Source organism: Pseudomonas sp. AM14(2022), from assembly GCF_036346455.1.
Classification (GTDB): domain Bacteria; phylum Pseudomonadota; class Gammaproteobacteria; order Pseudomonadales; family Pseudomonadaceae; genus Aquipseudomonas; species Aquipseudomonas putida_A.
The window spans coordinates 179,797-195,066 of sequence record NZ_JAOTNY010000011.1; the positions used below are offsets into that span (position 1 = coordinate 179,797).

The following is a 15,270-nucleotide window of genomic DNA, read 5'->3' on the forward strand; positions in this document are numbered from 1 at the left end:
GGATAGACGGCAATTGCAAGGACTCAGCTCAATATGGAGATGGTCCCAAGGTATTTCAAGGCGCGTGGCAGATTGTCGCAATCAAGACTGTCCAGCCAGTGCAGTTCTTCCCAGCTGCGCAGCCAGGTGAACTGGCGCTTGGCCAATTGACGCGTGGCAATGATGCCGCGTTCCTGCATTTCAGCTAACGACAGCTTGCCATCCAGGTAGTCCCAGACTTGGCGGTAGCCTACCGCACGTATAGACGGCAACCCGGAATGCAGGTCACTTCTTTTACGCAGGGCTACGACCTCGTCGATGAACCCCTGTTCCAGCATATTTGTGAATCTTTGTTTAATGCGCTCATGCAGTACCTGACGATTTGCCGGAGCAATGGCCAAGTTCGCGACAGTATAGGGCAATTGTTGCCGTCCCGAAGCGGCTGCTTCAGTACTTTGCGCAGATTGTTGCTGACGCAGGGCAGTCATGCTCTGACCGCTGACCCGATAAACCTCCAGCGCCCGACTCAGGCGCTGCGGATCGTTCGGATGAATGCGTGCCGCCGACACCGGATCGATGATCGCCAGGTGATCGTGCAGGGCTTGCCAGCCAAGGCGTGCAGCCTCTTCTTCGATCTGCGCACGAACCTCGGGATCGGCCGCCGGCATGTCCGCCAGGCCATCAACCAACGCCTTGTAATAGAGCATGGTGCCGCCAACCAGCAGCGGAATTTTTCCGCGCGCGGTGATCTCGGCCATGGCTTGCAGGGCATCACGACGGAAATCTGCTGCCGAATAGGCCTCGGCCGGATCGAGAATGTCGATCAACCGGTGCGGAAACTCGGCCAGTAGTTCTTTGGAAGGTTTGGCGGTGCCGATGTCCATGCCGCGATAGACCAGCGCCGAGTCGACGCTGATCAGCTCGCACGGCAGCACCTTGGTCAGCTCGATGGCCAGGTCGGTCTTGCCCGCAGCGGTCGGGCCCATCAGGAAAATCGCTGGAGGGAGCTGGCTCATCAACGACCGCGCAGGAACAGTTTGTCCAGATCGTCCAGGCCCAGTTGGGTCCAGGTCGGTCGGCCATGGTTGCATTGACCGCTGCGCTCGGTATTTTCCATGTCGCGCAGCAGACCGTTCATTTCCGGCAGGGCCAGGCGCCGGTTGGCACGGATCGCGCCGTGGCAGGCCATGGTGCCGAGCAGTTCGTTCAGGTGCGCCTGAATCCGGTCGCTGGTGCCGTATTCCATCAGGTCCGACAGCACGTCACCCACCAGTCGATTGGCCTCGGCCTGCTTGAGCAGTGCCGGAATCTGGCGGATTGCCAATGTTTCCGGGCCCAGACGCTGCAGCTCGAAGCCCAGCTTCTGGAACCATGCAGCGTGTTCTTCAGCGCAATCGGCTTCACGCTGACTGACCGCCAGCGACTCCGGCACCAGCAGCGGCTGGCCGCTGAGGCCTTCGCTGGCCATGGCGATTTTCAGGCGTTCGTACATGATCCGCTCGTGCGCGGCGTGCATGTCCACCAGCACCAAACCCTGAGCATTCTCGGAGAGAATGTAGATGCCCTTGAGCTGCGCCAGCGCGTAACCGAGCGGCGGAATATCTTCCTGACCGACTGGCAGCGCGTTGGCATTCGCTTCCGGCAACGGTGCGAAGAACTCGCGGTAAGCAGCTTGTGCCTCGGCGGCCGGCACAGCCGACTGCGGACGCGGCGTGTACTGATACTGATAAGCGCCGCCAGCGCTGGCGCCCGACGAGGTGTTGAACACCGGTTGCGCCTGCGGCTGTTCCAGCAGCGCGTTGGCCGCCAGACGCATTTCGCCCTGCGGGCCGAATTCACCGGCCTCGATACCGGTTGGACGCACCACGGCTGTGGTGACAGAGCCGGCCAGTTGATCTTCCGGACGCACATCGCCCAACGCGCGGTGCAATGTGCCGTAAAGGAAGTCATGCACCATGCGTCCGTCACGGAAGCGCACTTCGTGCTTGGTCGGGTGCACGTTGACGTCCACCGCCGCCGGATCGACTTCGAAAAACAGCGCGAAGGTCGGATGACGACCGTTGAACAGCACATCGCGATAAGCCTGACGCACCGCGTGGGCCACCAGTTTGTCGCGTACCGCACGGCCGTTTACGAAGAAATACTGCAAGTCCGCCTGGCTGCGGTTGAAGGTCGGCAACCCGACCCAGCCCCACAAGTGCAGGCCATTGCGCTCGATCTCGATCGGCAGCGCCTGTTCGAGGAAGCCCGAACCACAGATCGCCGCCACACGCCGAGCGCGGGCTGCATCATCGTGGGCCTCGTGCAGGCTGAGGATGGTCTTGCCGTTGTGGCGCAGATGGAAGGCCACGTCGAAACGCGCCAGCGCCAGACGCTTGATCACTTCTTGCAGGTGATCGAATTCGGTTTTTTCGGTCTTGAGAAACTTGCGCCGCGCCGGCGTATTGAAAAACAGGTCGCGCACTTCCACCGACGTACCGACCGGATGCGCCGCCGGCTGAACGCGAGGCGCCATGTCGCGACCTTCGGTTTCGACCTGCCAGGCCTGATCGGCATCGCGTGTGCGCGAGGTCAGGGTCAGGCGCGCCACGGAGCTGATCGACGCCAGTGCTTCACCACGGAAGCCCAGGCTCATCACCTGCTCCAGATCTTCGAGATTGCGAATCTTGCTGGTGGCGTGACGGGCCAGCGCCAGCGGCAGGTCGTCAGCGGAAATGCCGCTGCCATCGTCACGCACCCGCAGCAGCTTGACGCCACCCTGCTCGACATCGACATCGATGCGCTTGGCACCGGAGTCGAGACTGTTTTCCAGCAACTCCTTGATCACCGAAGCCGGGCGCTCGACCACCTCGCCGGCGGCGATCTGGTTCGCCAGCCGCGGGCTGAGCAGTTCGATGCGTGCGGCGTTCAACACCTGATTCATTCTTTGGACGCCAGTTCGGTGCCGGGAATGGTCAGGTGCTGGCCGATCTTCAGCTCATCGCTACTGAGGTTGTTGGCACTGCGCAGCGTCGCGGGGGACACCTGATAACGCACGGCGATCATCGCCAGCGTCTCGCCCGGGCTCACGCGGTGATCGCGCGGGCCTTGGGCGATCTTGCCGGAGTCACGCAGCCAGGCGATGTAGGTGCCCGGTGGCGGATTCTGCTGGAAGAACTGGCGCACGCCGCTGCTGATCGAACGCGCCAGCGCCTGCTGGTGGCTTGAAGCCGAGAGCTTGTTCGCTTCGTTGGCGTTGGAGATGAATCCGGTTTCGACGAGGATCGACGGGATGTCCGGCGACTTCAACACCATGAACCCGGCCTGCTCCACGCGCTGCTTGTGCAACGGAGTCACGCGACCGATGTTGGTCAGGACTTTCTGGCCGACGTTGAGGCTGGAAGTCAGCGAAGCGGTCATCGACAGGTCAAGCAGTACGCCGGCGAGCATGCGGTCCTTGTCGTCGAGGCTGACATTGCCGGCACCACCGATCAGGTCGGAACGGTTTTCGCTGTCGGCCAGCCAACGGGCGGTCTCGGATGTCGCGCCGCGATCGGACAGGGCAAACACCGAGGCACCGAAGGCTGCCGCAGACGGCGCAGCGTCGGCGTGGATCGAAACGAACAGGTCGGCGCCCTTCTTGCGGGCAATTTCGGTACGGCCGCGCAACGGGATGAAGTAGTCGCCGGTACGGGTCAGTTCGGCGCGGAAACCTTTCATGCCGTTGACCTGACGCTGCAGCTCGCGGGCGATCTGCAGCACCACGTCTTTCTCACGCTGGCCGCGCGAGCCGGACGCACCCGGGTCTTCGCCGCCGTGACCGGCGTCGATCACCACAATGATGTCGCGCTTGCCGGCCGGGGCCGGTGGCAACTTGATCGCCGGTTCAGACGGTGTCACCGGCACTGCCGGCACGGTGGCGACCGATGGCGTTGGCGCAGGTGGCGGCGCGGCATCGGCCGGGTTGTCGAACAGGTCGACCACCAGACGGTTGCCATATTGCGCGTTCGGCGCCAGCGAGAAACTTTTCGGGGTGACGGCTTTTTTCAGGTCGATGACCACTCGCAGATCGGTCGGCGTGCGCTGGGCCGAGCGCATCGCGGTGATCGGCGTGTTAGCAGTCGAGACCTTTAACGGCGCCCCCAGGGTGGCGCCATTGATGTCGATCACCAGCCGATCCGGTGCGGTCAGGGTGAAGACGCTGTGCTGCACCGGACCGCTCAGGTCGAAGACCAGTCGCGTGTTGTCCGGCGCCCGCCACAGGCGCACGCTGTTGACCTTTGTCTCGGCCACAGCGTTGACGGTTACTGCCATCAACATCAGTCCAACGGCAGCCACCAACGCGCGAAAGCGCATACCTAACCCCATCATTTAATTGGATTCCAATGCCAAAGCGGCACACCAGGCCTCGCCACGCGAGCCCTGGGATAAAATTTTCAGCGAACGCCCGCTGTCTTGCGGGCTAATGGTAATGGTCAGGTCAGGCTTTGGCAAAAAGCCTGCACCTTTATCGGGCCACTCGATCAGGCACAGGGCATCGTCTTCGAAATAGTCGCGGATGCCGAGAAACTCCAGCTCCTCCGGATCGACCAGGCGATACAGGTCGAAGTGGAAGGCACGCACGTCGCCGATCTCGTAGGGTTCGACCAGGGTGAAGGTCGGACTTTTTACCGCGCCGACATGCCCCAACCCACGAATGATGCCCCGCGACAGGGTGGTTTTGCCCATGCCCAGATTGCCTTCCAGGAAAATCAGGCCGTGGCCCCGGGTAACGCGGGCGATCCGTGCGCCAAAGTCGCTCATGGCCTGTTCATCGGCCAGGTACAGGGTTACTTCAGACACGGTGCATGCTCCTCCAACAACTGACGAATGACTGGAATCAGATCACTGGCCGCCAGCCCACGGCCGAATTTACCTTGTTGCGCGCCGGCATTGGCGTGCAGCCAGACTGCCAGGCACGCGGCATCGAAGCCGTCCATACCCTGCGCCAGCAATGCCCCGGTCAAGCCGGCGAGTACGTCGCCCAGGCCGGCGGTGGCCATGGCCGGATGGCCTTGATGACACAGCGCCAGACGCCCATCGGGGTGGGCGATCAGGCTGCCGGCGCCTTTGAGCACGACGACGGCCGAGTATTTTTTGCTCAACGCCCGCGCGGCGGCCGGGCGATCTGCCTGCACCTCAGCGGTACTCACGCCCAGCAGGCGTGCCGCCTCGCCCGGATGCGGGGTGATCACGCATTCCTTGGGCAGACTGACAAATCCGCTCGCCAGCAGATTCAATGCGTCGGCGTCCCAAACCTGTGGCAGCGGCGCATTGGCGGCCGCCGACAACAGCGCCCGCCCCCAGCTCGCCTGCCCGAGACCCGGGCCAACCACCAGCACCGAAACCTTTTCCAGCAGCCCCATCAACTGATTGGCTGACGACGTGCCGAGCACCATGACTTCCGGCATCCGCGTCAGTGCTGCCGGGACATGTTCCGCACGGGTTGCCAGCGACACCATCCCGGCGCCACTGCGCAAGGCCGTTTCGCTACTGAGCAGAATCGCCCCGCCAAAACCCTGATCGCCGCCGATCAGCAGCAAGTGCCCGAAGCGCCCTTTGTGTACAGCGGGCGCACGCGGGGCCAATCGTGGAAGATTAGCCGCCGAGAGACGCAGAGCGCTGACAGGAATGTCACGGTAAATGTCGGCGGCGGCTTGCAGATCGTTAAACACCAACGCCCCGACCTGATCCGCCGCCGCCCCGGTGAACAGGCCGAGCTTCAAGCCGATGAAAGTCACGGTAAGGTCAGCGTGAACCGCAACGCCGAGGACATGTCCAGTATCGGCAGACAATCCGGAAGGAATATCCACCGCCACCACCGGCAGGCCACTGGCATTGATCGCCTTGATCGCAGCGGCATACGGCTCACGTACATCGCCGGCCAGCCCGGTGCCGAGCAAGGCATCGACAATCACCCCGCGCAGCTCGCTTTGCGCGGTCCAACCCTGCACAGCGACGCCATCGTTGATGGCCTGCGCATAAGCCTGTGCTGCATCGCCCTGCAAACGTTGCGGATCACCGACGGCCAGCACCCGCACCGCCCAACCGGCCCGGTGCGCCAGTGTGGCGATCAGAAAACCATCACCGGCGTTGTTGCCATGCCCGGCAAGCACCGTCATTTCGCTCGCCGACGGCCATTGCCGTACCAGTGCACGCCAGGTCGCGTGCGCGGCGCGCTGCATCAATTCGAAGCCCGGCGTGCCCGCAGCGATCAGCCGCGCATCGAGTGCTCGCACCTGTGCGGCGCCATACAGCGCGTCGGGTAATTGATCTTTCGTGTGCGGCATGCGTCTTCGGGCTCCGATGTCTGGCAGAATTATACGCACCTCAGCTCCGGTTTCTCTCGCCTCATGTCCGCCATCACCACAGATCTGCCCGCCCTCGCCCAATCGATCAAGGATTGGGGCCGCGAGCTGGGCTTCCAGCAAGTCGGCATCAGCGGTCTGGACCTGGCCGAGCATGAGCAGCACCTGGAGCGCTGGCTCGCCGCCGGCTACCACGGCGAAATGGATTACATGGGCGCCCACGGCAGCAAACGCTCGCATCCGGAGCAACTGGTTCCGGGTACGTTACGCGTGGTTTCGCTGCGCATGGACTACCTGCCCGGCGACACGCAAATGGCGCAAATGCTCGCGCAACCGGAGAAAGCCTACGTTTCGCGTTATGCCTTGGGCCGCGATTACCACAAATTGATCCGTAAACGTGTGCAGCAATTGGCCGACAGGATTCAGTCGGAGATCGGCCCGTTCGGTTTTCGCGCCTTCGTCGACAGCGCCCCGGTGCTGGAAAAAGCCATCGCCGAGCAGGCCGGGCTGGGCTGGATCGGCAAAAACACTTTGGTGCTGAACCGCAAGGCCGGCAGTTATTTCTTCCTGAGTGAACTGTTCGTCGATCTGCCGCTGCCGGTGGACGAACCGCACAGCAGCGAACATTGCGGACGTTGCACCGCGTGTCTGGATATCTGCCCGACCAACGCCTTCGTCGGTCCCTATGTGCTGGACGCCCGGCGCTGCATCTCCTACCTGACCATCGAGTTGAAAAACGCCATCCCCGAAGACCTGCGCCCGCTGATCGGCAACCGCGTGTTCGGCTGCGACGACTGCCAGATCGTCTGCCCGTGGAACCGCTTCGCCCGACCATCCGGGGAAAGCGATTTCAAGCCCCGGCACAACCTGGACAACGCCGAACTGGCGGAGCTGTTCATGTGGGACGAGGACAAATTTCTCAGCAGCACCGAAGGCTCGCCGCTGCGCCGCGCCGGTTACGAGCGCTGGTTGCGCAATCTGGCGGTCGGGCTGGGCAACGCGCCATCGAGCATTCCGGTGCTGGAAGCCTTGAAGGCGCGCCGTGACTACCCATCAGAGCTGGTGCGTGAACATGTTGAGTGGGCGCTGAAACAGCACGCTGAACGCCGTAATTGAGGCTATGCCGGCTTTCTCCACTTGGCTGTGCGCCCCTTACCTGTCGGCTCAATCAGCCCTTCTGCTTTCAGTGATCGTAAAACCAGGCGCACTGTATCGCGACTGACTCCCGGACAGGACTCTTCAATTTCCGAGATGGAAAAAGGGAGGACTCGCTTCAAGGCTTCGTCTCTGATTCGGTCGCTTTTACCCCCTCGACGCTTCTCAATCGTACCCACTCGCTCTTCGAACTCTTTGTACGCTCTAAGCAATGCCCCCCAAAAATAATCCATCCATGGCCGAACATCATGCGTGCCCTCGTGCCATCCCTGAGAACTCAGTTCGAGTGTTGCGTAATAGCCCTCCTTTGACTCCTCGAATATCCGTTCAAGACTGATAAATCGCCCGACTCGGTAATCAAATTGATAGAGCAGCAGCAATGTCAGCAGACGAGCGACGCGACCATTTCCGTCAGAGAAGGGGTGTATGCAAAGGAAGTCGAGGACCGTAAGCGGCACTAAAACCAAAGGGTCAGCCAGATTCAATGCCAGCGCCCGGTGGTAATGCCCCAGGGTTTCAGTCACCGCAATAGGGGTCATATGAGCAGGAACAGGTTGGAAGCGAATCCGCGATGAACCATCGGCATGACGCTCGATGATGTCGTTGTTCATCGCCTTCCATTCACCACCATCCTGAGGTAGATAGCGGTAAAGAAGACTGTGTAATTGTCTAAGTACACCTTCGGAAAATGGCATCCCATCGGCAGATTCATGGATGAGTGACAGTGCGTCCCGATAGCCAGCAATTTCCTGTTCGGATCGGCTCTTGGGATCAGTGTTTTTGCTCATCAGTGACTTCAGCCGCGCTGGCGCGACAGTTACACCCTCCAGTCGGTTAGATGACTCCGTGGATTCGATTACGGCTATCTGCGTAAGCCCTTGGAGGACCTGCGGCGATTGAGCAACGAACAGTTGTTGCTTACCCCGAAACTCTCCCAATGCACGAAGCGTCGCAATCTGAAGACCGTCGAAGCGCAAGGCGTCAAGAAATTCCGGGGTGAGTGAGTGCATGATTCAGGCAGCCGTCTAAATGAGGTAAAAAGACTTAAATAGGGTATTTCATGACAAAATACCCCTTTTAGGCTTTATTTTTTACCCTATTTAGAGGCGCAGCATCTATTCAACATTCCCGACAGAATATTTCCACGCGCCCGCCAGCGTGACGTCAAGGTGCGTCGTTATAAACGAACTTGGGCATTTCCCAGTGGAAACGAATGGCCAGCAACCGCAACAGAAAACCGCCGAACAGGGTAATCAGAATCGCCTGTTCGCTCGGCACATTCAGGTACAGGCAGAGCATGTAGCACCACGCGGCGGCGAACGAGACGCTGGCGTACAGTTCGCGGCGGAAGATCAGCGGGATGTCGTTGCAGAAGATGTCGCGCAGGATGCCGCCGAAGACGCCGGTGATCACACCGCTGACCGAGGCCACCAGCATGCCGTGGCCCATTTCCAGAGCGGTCATGCAGCCGATCAGGGTGAACGCCACCAGACCGACCGCATCGAGCACCAGAAACAGTGAGCGCAGATGACGCATCCAGCGTGCGGTGAATACAGTGAGCATCGCGGCGGCCGAGGTCAGCACCAGGTATTCCGGGTGCTTGACCCACGTCAGCGGATAGTGCCCGAGCAACACGTCACGTACCGAACCGCCGCCCAACGCCGTGACACAGGCGATCAACACCACCCCGAACCAGTCCATGCCGCGCCGCCCGGCAGACAGCGCGCCGGTCATGGCTTCAGCGGTAATGGCGATCAGATAGAGCATCAGCAACATGGCGGCGGTCCTGGCAGGAAGGCGCGCAGTCTAGCCATTTCAGCGCCGCACCAGAAGGGGGCGCGCTCCGGGATGCATTTCTGGCTTGAATCTTACGGGACTCTGACGCCCTCTTCGCGAGCAAGCCCGCTCCCACAGGGGGAACGCATTCCAAATGGTGGGAGCGGGCTTGCTCGCGAAGACGTCAGGGCAGACACCCCTCAATCAGAACTTGATGAAATGCTTGCGGTAGTGCTGCAGCTCGGCGATCGACTCGCGGATGTCGTCCAGCGCCAGGTGAGTGCTGCCCTTCTTGAAGCTGTCGCGCACGTCCGGTGCCCAGCGTGCGGCCAGCTCTTTGAGCGTCGACACGTCGAGGTTGCGGTAGTGGAAGTAGCTTTCCAGTGCCTTCATGTGGGTATAAAGGAAACGACGATCCTGGCAGATGCTGTTGCCGCAGATCGGCGACTTGCCCTTCGGTACCCATTTCTCGAGGAAAGCGATGGTTTCTGCCTCGGCCTCGGCCATGCTGATACGGCTGTCACGCACGCGCTGGGTCAGGCCCGAGTTGCCGTGGGTGCGGGTGTTCCACTCGTCCATGCGGGCGAGCACTTCGTCACTGTGGTGAATGGCGATCACCGGGCCTTCGGCCAGGGTGTTCAGGTCACTGTCGGTGACGATGGTGGCCATTTCGATGATGACGTCGTTTTCCGGATCCAGACCGGTCATTTCCAGGTCGATCCAGATCAGGTTCTGCGGGTTTTGCATATTCGGGCTCCTAGACAATGCTGCGCAGTTTAGCCTAGGCCGGTGCCCGGGCGTGCTAAACTCGCGGCCGTTTTACCTAATCGCTGCATTCTTCAGACGGAACACCCATGGCCAAACGCCAACTCAATCGTCGTCAAAACTGGCGCATCGAAAAGATTCAGGGCGAGCGCGCCGCGCGCGCTGCCAAACGCGAGTCCTCGGCGGTCGAAGCCCTCGAGGGCGGCGATCTCGGCCCCGAGCAACACGGCCTGGTGATCGCCCACTTCGGTGTGCAGGTCGAAGTCGAGGCTGTGGACGGCGAACAAGCCGGCCAGGTTTTCCGTTGCCACTTGCGCGCCAACCTGCCGGCGCTGGTGACCGGTGATCGGGTGGTCTGGCGCGCCGGCAACCAGGGCATCGGGGTGATCGTTGCGCAACTGCCGCGCACCACCGAACTCTGCCGCCCCGACAGCCGAGGCCAGCTCAAGCCAGTGGCCGCCAACGTCGACATGATCGTCATCGTCTTCGCACCGCTGCCCGAGCCGCATGCCAACCTGATCGACCGCTACCTGGTCGCTGCCGAACACGCCGGCATCCGCCCGTTGCTGTTGCTGAACAAGTTCGACCTGATCGACGAGCAGAACGCCCCGGCGCTCAATGCCCTGCTGGCGGTGTACCGCACGCTGGGTTATCCGGTGCTGGAAGTCTCGGCGCATCACGGCAATGGCATGGAACAGTTGCAGAAGCAGCTCGACGGGCGCATCAGCGTGTTCGTCGGCCAGTCCGGCGTCGGCAAGTCGTCGCTGGTCAACAGCCTGCTGCCGGAAGTCGAGACCCGCGTCGGCCCGTTGTCGGAGCTGTCCGGTCAGGGCACGCACACCACGACCACCGCACGCCTGTTCCACTTCCCGGGCGGCGGCGAGTTGATCGACTCCCCGGGTATCCGTGAGTTCGGTCTGGGCCACGTCAGCCGCGCCGACGTCGAAGCCGGTTTCATCGAGTTCAACGACCTGCTCGGCACCTGCCGCTTCCGCGACTGCAAGCACGATCGCGAACCCGGTTGCGCACTGCTCAAGGCCCTGGAAGACGGCCGCGTGCAGCAGCAGCGGATGAACAGCTACCGCTCGATCATCGCCAGCCTGCCGGAAAACGGCTACTAAACATCTGCACCGGCAGCCTCTCGCCCGAGGGCTGCCGGATGTCGGACCGCGCCTGACAAATCCTCGATTCCGTTAAACGTCAGACTCTTCTGACAGACTCGTTCGCACCTGTTTGCAGGACATTTCTCTTTCACCGCCCAGCCCTTGTAGGCTCGCGTCAGATGCCTAGATTGGGGTCCTCCTTCGCACCTTCGCGACCTTCGAGGAACCCCATGCAGACCTACCATTTGTTCATCAGCCATTCGTGGAACTACGCCCACACTCACGACAATCTGGTGCGCCTGCTCGGCGCCAGACCGGATTTCAGTTTCAAGAATTTTTCCGTGCCGCCGCACAACCCGATCATGGGCGCGCAGACCGACAAGCAACTCGAAGAAGCCATCGAGAACAAGATTCGCCCGTGCTCGGCGGTGCTGATCATGGCCGGGATGTATTCGACTTACAGCAAGTGGATCAACAAGGAAATCGAGATCGCCAAGCGCATGGGTAAGGTGATCATCGCGATCAAGCCGTTCGGCGCCGAGCGCATTTCCACGGTAGTACGTGAGGCGGCTCACGCCGAGTGCGCGTGGAACACCAACAGCATCATCGGTGCGATCCGTCAGCACACGGCGGTGTAACCATGCGCAAGGGACTGTTTATCGGCATCAACCACTACGACCACGTCTCGCCCTTGAGCGGCTGTAACAACGACGCCATGGCCATGGCGTCGGTGCTGGAGCGTCATGCCAACGGGCGACCGAACTTCAGCAGCAAAGTGCTGACTTCAGCCGAAGAAAAACTCACGCTCAGCCACATGAAACAGCAGATCCAGAGCCTGTTCTCAGGCGATTGTGACGTGGCACTGCTGTACTTCGCCGGCCATGGTCAGTTTGACACCAGCATCGACGAAGGACTCCTGATTCCCCAGGACTATCAGCCTGGCGGAGACGGGATCCGCATCAGCGACATTCTGGAGTGGGCGGACAAGGCCCCGCACATCAAGAACAAAATCATCATTCTCGATTGCTGCCAGGCCGGCGCAGCAGGCGCCATGCGCAATCTGCGTGGCGGCAGCAGTGTGATCGGCGAAGGCATGACCATTCTCACGGCCTGCAAAAAAGAGCAGTACGCCCTGGAAAGTCGCGGTCATGGCGTATTCACGGATCTGTTGCTGCAAGCGCTGCACGGTGGCGCTGCCAACGTACTCGGCAAGGTCACCCCCGGTAGCGTTTACTCGTTTGTCGACAATGCGCTGGGCGCCTGGGAACAGCGTCCGGTGTTCAAGACCAATGTCTCGCAGTTCGTACCGCTGCGCGAAGTCGCGCCGCTGATTGCCGAGGAAACCTTGCGCAAACTCAAGGACTGGTTCCCGGAGCCGAGCTTCGTTTTCAGACTCGATCCCAGCTACGAGCCCACCGAAGCACTGTTCGACCCCGAACACGGCGACATCTTCAAGCAACTGCAAATGTGCAATCGCCACAGCCTGATCGAACCGGTGGATGCCGAGCACATGTACTACGCCGCCATTAACTCCACGGGCTGCCGCCTCACGGCGCTCGGCGCCTATTACCGTGAACTCGCCCTCAAAGGACACTTCTGATGCCCGTATTCATCAGCTACCGCCACATGGATCGCCCGCAGGCCATGGCGATCAATGCGCAATTGATGCAGGCCAATATCAAAACCTACCTCGACGTGCTCGACCCAGAATCGCAGACCACCGACGACATCACCGGGGTTATCACCCGCAACATCACCGAATGCACGCACCTGCTGGCGGTGGTTTCGGAGAAAACCGCACTGTCGTGGTGGGTGCCGTTCGAAATCGGCGAAGCGACCATCAGCAACCGCCGGATCTGCTCGTTCCGCACCGGGCCGGCAAAGCTGCCGGAGTATCTGGACAAGTGGCCGAAGCTGAGCACGGCCAGTGATCTGAATTTCTTCATCGATGCCTATCGTGAAGAAGTATCGAGCAAGCGCTCGATGACGCTGGATTCGAGCAACGAATCCTTCAGCGGCACCTATAAGCGCAACGCCGATCTTTTCCATGAACAACTGAAGAACCGAATTCGGCGCGGTTTCTGAGGCCAATCGACAGCCACAAAAAAGCCGACATCACTGTCGGCTTTTTTGTCGCTCACTGCTTCGGCGCAGGGGCCGGTGCAGCGGCTGGCGGAGCTGTTGGCGCTGGCGCCGCAGTCCCCGGCACTGCCGGTTTCGGTGCGGCGTCGTCGAACAGGTTCAAGCGTTCGCGCAACTCGTGCGCCGGCACCGGTTGCTGATCCGCCGGCAGCGCGTTCGGATCGACCGGCGTCGCCGGAGCGGCGCCGTTCTGATCTTCGGCCGCTGGCTTGGCCGCGTCGGCACCTTGCGAACCTTCGATGGCGGCCTGGGCCTTTTTGGTCAGGACCACAATGTCGATGCGGCGGTTGACCGGGTTGAACGGGTTTTCCTTGTCGAACAGCGCCGACGAGGCGTAACCGACCACGCGCGCCACCTGCGAATCCGGATAGCTGCCTGCCACCAGCGCACGCCGCGCGGCGTTGGCACGGTTGGCCGAGAGTTCCCAGTTACCGAAATCGCCGGTGCCGGTGTACGGCTTGGCGTCGGTGTGGCCGCTGATGCTGATCTTGTTCGGCACCGCTTTGATGGTGTCGGCCATGGCCAGCAGGATGTCTTCGAAGTACGGCTTCAGGCGTGCGGAGCCCGAGTCGAACATCGGCCGGTTTTCCGCGTCCATGATCTGAATGCGCAAGCCGTTCGGGGTGATCTCGAACAGGATCTGATCCTTGAACTTCTGCAGCTGCGGGTTCTCGTCGACCTTGTTCTGCAGTTCTTGCAGCAACAGCTCCAGGCGCTCTTTCTCGACCTGCTCGGCCATGCCTTCGACCTGTTCGGTGTCGACCGTGACCTTGTCCGGTTGCGGCTGCGACTTCACCTCAGGGTTGAGGGTGTTTTCTGGGGCCAGGGTCGGCGTGCCGCCCAGATCAATGATGTACGGCGTGCCACTTTCGGAGAAGCCGACCGGGTCCTTGAAGTAACCGGCGATGGCGATCTTTTGCTCAGGCGTTGCGGTGGACAGCAGCCACAACACCAGGAAGAACGCCATCATCGCCGTGGCGAAGTCGGCGAAGGCGATTTTCCACGCCCCGCCGTGGTGCCCACCGGCTATGCGCTTGACGCGCTTGATGATTATCGGCTGATTATTTTCCATGGCTTAGCGACCGCGAACGGCTTGTTCCAGCTCGGCAAAGCTTGGACGGTGCGCCGGGTACAGAACCTTGCGCCCGAACTCCACGGCCAGCGATGGCGGCATGCCGGAAGCCGACGCCACCAGCGAGGCCTTGATGGCTTCGTAGACGTTCAGTTCTTCCTTGGCATCGTGCGCCAGGGAATGCGCCAACGGCCCGAAGAAGCCGTAGGCCGCGAGAATACCGAAGAAGGTACCGACCAGTGCCGCACCCACGTGCAGACCGATGGACTTCTGATCGCCTTCACCCAGCGACGCCATGGTCACCACGATACCCAGTACCGCCGCGACGATACCGAAACCGGGCATGGCGTCGGCGATGCCGTTCACCGCATGGGACGGGTGCTCGAGATCTTCCTTGAGGCTGTAGAGTTCCATGTCGAACAGGCCTTCCAGCTCATGCGGAGCCATGTTGCCGGAGGACATGATGCGCAGGTAATCGCAGATGAACGCGGTCATGCGTTCGTCTTTGAGCACGGCCGGGTACTTGGCGAAGATCGGGCTCGCGGCAGCGTCTTCGATGTCGCCTTCGATGGCCATCATGCCTTCGCGGCGGCTCTTGTTGAGGATCTCGTAGATCAGGCCGAGCACTTCCAGATAGAACGTGTGGCTGAAGCGCGAACTGAACATGCTCAGGGATTTCTTGAGCACGTGCATCGTCATGTAACCGGGGTTGGCCTGGAGGAATGCACCGAGGGCCGCACCACCGATGATCATCACCTCGAAGGGCTGGATCAGGGCGGCAATTTTGCCGTGGGAGAGCACGTATCCGCCGAGCACGCTCGCGAATACGACGATGATGCCGATAATTTTAGCCATAGGTAGAAAGTACTTATTTAAGTCGGGTTCAAGGTCATATTCGGAAGTTAAAAAATCTCTTCTTCTACTTATCGGCAAAACTGCGCCAGACTATAGC

The 15,270-nt window shown here is 61.1% G+C and carries 15 protein-coding genes; 5 read left to right on the forward strand and 10 right to left on the reverse strand.

The window, feature by feature from the left end; genetic code table 11:
• Window positions 1-23 precede the first annotated feature (23 nt).
• The 5 genes from miaA to V3W27_RS21115 are packed head-to-tail and all read right to left on the reverse strand — an operon-like array spanning window position 24 to window position 6,287.
• Entirely contained in the window at window positions 24-995 is a 972-nt protein-coding gene (gene miaA, locus V3W27_RS21095; RefSeq protein ID WP_330207439.1) for a tRNA (adenosine(37)-N6)-dimethylallyltransferase MiaA, read from the reverse strand.
• Window positions 995-2,893: a DNA mismatch repair endonuclease MutL gene (mutL, locus tag V3W27_RS21100; protein WP_330207456.1), complete on the reverse strand. Its 1,899-nt coding sequence runs from the start codon at window positions 2,891-2,893 to the stop codon at window positions 995-997. Before mutL ends, miaA begins: the two co-directional genes overlap by 1 nt.
• A 5-nt stretch (window positions 2,894-2,898) precedes the next feature.
• Window positions 2,899-4,278, reverse strand: a complete 1,380-nt coding sequence (locus V3W27_RS21105) for an N-acetylmuramoyl-L-alanine amidase (protein WP_371260346.1) — start codon at window positions 4,276-4,278, stop codon at window positions 2,899-2,901.
• 51 nt (window positions 4,279-4,329) lie between these two features.
• Complete coding sequence (gene tsaE / locus V3W27_RS21110; protein ID WP_027611413.1) at window positions 4,330-4,800, reverse strand: tRNA (adenosine(37)-N6)-threonylcarbamoyltransferase complex ATPase subunit type 1 TsaE; 471 nt, start codon at window positions 4,798-4,800, stop codon at window positions 4,330-4,332.
• Entirely contained in the window at window positions 4,788-6,287 is a 1,500-nt protein-coding gene (locus V3W27_RS21115; protein ID WP_330207440.1) for an NAD(P)H-hydrate dehydratase, read from the reverse strand. Before V3W27_RS21115 ends, tsaE begins: the two co-directional genes overlap by 13 nt.
• A gap of 63 nt (window positions 6,288-6,350) precedes the next feature.
• On the opposite strand from V3W27_RS21115, the gene queG reads away from it, so the two are divergent.
• The gene (gene queG, locus V3W27_RS21120; RefSeq protein WP_096794762.1) at window positions 6,351-7,421 is read left to right on the forward strand and encodes a tRNA epoxyqueuosine(34) reductase QueG; all 1,071 of its coding nucleotides are present in this window, start codon (window positions 6,351-6,353) and stop codon (window positions 7,419-7,421) included.
• A 2-nt stretch (window positions 7,422-7,423) separates the two neighbouring features.
• Here queG and V3W27_RS21125 read toward each other — a convergent pair whose 3' ends face one another.
• The 3 genes from V3W27_RS21125 to orn all read right to left on the reverse strand — a co-directional run bounded on the left by V3W27_RS21125 (window position 7,424) and on the right by orn (window position 9,983).
• Entirely contained in the window at window positions 7,424-8,470 is a 1,047-nt protein-coding gene (locus V3W27_RS21125; RefSeq protein ID WP_027611410.1) for a Fic family protein, read from the reverse strand.
• 154 nt (window positions 8,471-8,624) lie between these two features.
• A complete protein-coding gene (locus V3W27_RS21130; protein ID WP_003221099.1) occupies window positions 8,625-9,236 on the reverse strand; it encodes a trimeric intracellular cation channel family protein in 612 nt (203 codons plus the stop codon).
• A 204-nt stretch (window positions 9,237-9,440) separates the two neighbouring features.
• A complete protein-coding gene (gene orn, locus V3W27_RS21135; protein WP_003221098.1) occupies window positions 9,441-9,983 on the reverse strand; it encodes an oligoribonuclease in 543 nt (180 codons plus the stop codon).
• 107 nt (window positions 9,984-10,090) lie between these two features.
• Here orn and rsgA point away from each other — a divergent pair, with 107 nt between their 5' ends.
• The 4 genes from rsgA (at window position 10,091) to V3W27_RS21155 (ending at window position 13,189) form a co-directional block, all read left to right on the forward strand.
• Window positions 10,091-11,122, forward strand: coding sequence for a small ribosomal subunit biogenesis GTPase RsgA (gene rsgA, locus V3W27_RS21140; RefSeq protein WP_123585491.1), 1,032 nt, complete (start codon window positions 10,091-10,093; stop codon window positions 11,120-11,122).
• Window positions 11,123-11,334: 212 nt separating this feature from the next.
• Entirely contained in the window at window positions 11,335-11,742 is a 408-nt protein-coding gene (locus V3W27_RS21145) for a TIR domain-containing protein (protein ID WP_330207441.1), read from the forward strand.
• A gap of 2 nt (window positions 11,743-11,744) precedes the next feature.
• Complete coding sequence (locus V3W27_RS21150) at window positions 11,745-12,704, forward strand: caspase family protein (protein ID WP_096794760.1); 960 nt, start codon at window positions 11,745-11,747, stop codon at window positions 12,702-12,704.
• The gene (locus V3W27_RS21155; RefSeq protein WP_027611406.1) at window positions 12,704-13,189 is read left to right on the forward strand and encodes a toll/interleukin-1 receptor domain-containing protein; all 486 of its coding nucleotides are present in this window, start codon (window positions 12,704-12,706) and stop codon (window positions 13,187-13,189) included. The genes V3W27_RS21150 and V3W27_RS21155 overlap by 1 nt, the downstream gene beginning before the upstream one ends.
• 52 nt (window positions 13,190-13,241) lie before the next feature.
• Here V3W27_RS21155 and motB read toward each other — a convergent pair whose 3' ends face one another.
• A complete protein-coding gene (gene motB, locus V3W27_RS21160; protein ID WP_096794759.1) occupies window positions 13,242-14,318 on the reverse strand; it encodes a flagellar motor protein MotB in 1,077 nt (358 codons plus the stop codon).
• Window positions 14,319-14,321: 3 nt separating this feature from the next.
• Window positions 14,322-15,173, reverse strand: a complete 852-nt coding sequence (gene motA, locus V3W27_RS21165; RefSeq protein WP_007952169.1) for a flagellar motor stator protein MotA — start codon at window positions 15,171-15,173, stop codon at window positions 14,322-14,324.
• Window positions 15,174-15,270: the final 97 nt, after the last annotated feature.

What these genes read in the sequence shown, in the direction of transcription:
- miaA (WP_330207439.1), bottom strand. Translation starts at nt 995, where the DNA reads ATGAGCCAGCTCCCTCCAGCGATTTTCCTGATGGGCCCGACCGCTGCG.
- V3W27_RS21105 (WP_371260346.1), bottom strand. Translation starts at nt 4,278, where the DNA reads ATGTTGATGGCAGTAACCGTCAACGCTGTGGCCGAGACAAAGGTCAAC.
- V3W27_RS21115 (WP_330207440.1), bottom strand. Translation starts at nt 6,287, where the DNA reads ATGCCGCACACGAAAGATCAATTACCCGACGCGCTGTATGGCGCCGCA.
- queG (WP_096794762.1), top strand. Translation starts at nt 6,351, where the DNA reads ATGTCCGCCATCACCACAGATCTGCCCGCCCTCGCCCAATCGATCAAG.
- V3W27_RS21125 (WP_027611410.1), bottom strand. Translation starts at nt 8,470, where the DNA reads ATGCACTCACTCACCCCGGAATTTCTTGACGCCTTGCGCTTCGACGGT.
- V3W27_RS21130 (WP_003221099.1), bottom strand. Translation starts at nt 9,236, where the DNA reads ATGTTGCTGATGCTCTATCTGATCGCCATTACCGCTGAAGCCATGACC.
- orn (WP_003221098.1), bottom strand. Translation starts at nt 9,983, where the DNA reads ATGCAAAACCCGCAGAACCTGATCTGGATCGACCTGGAAATGACCGGT.
- rsgA (WP_123585491.1), top strand. Translation starts at nt 10,091, where the DNA reads ATGGCCAAACGCCAACTCAATCGTCGTCAAAACTGGCGCATCGAAAAG.
- V3W27_RS21145 (WP_330207441.1), top strand. Translation starts at nt 11,335, where the DNA reads ATGCAGACCTACCATTTGTTCATCAGCCATTCGTGGAACTACGCCCAC.
- V3W27_RS21150 (WP_096794760.1), top strand. Translation starts at nt 11,745, where the DNA reads ATGCGCAAGGGACTGTTTATCGGCATCAACCACTACGACCACGTCTCG.
- V3W27_RS21155 (WP_027611406.1), top strand. Translation starts at nt 12,704, where the DNA reads ATGCCCGTATTCATCAGCTACCGCCACATGGATCGCCCGCAGGCCATG.
- motB (WP_096794759.1), bottom strand. Translation starts at nt 14,318, where the DNA reads ATGGAAAATAATCAGCCGATAATCATCAAGCGCGTCAAGCGCATAGCC.
- motA (WP_007952169.1), bottom strand. Translation starts at nt 15,173, where the DNA reads ATGGCTAAAATTATCGGCATCATCGTCGTATTCGCGAGCGTGCTCGGC.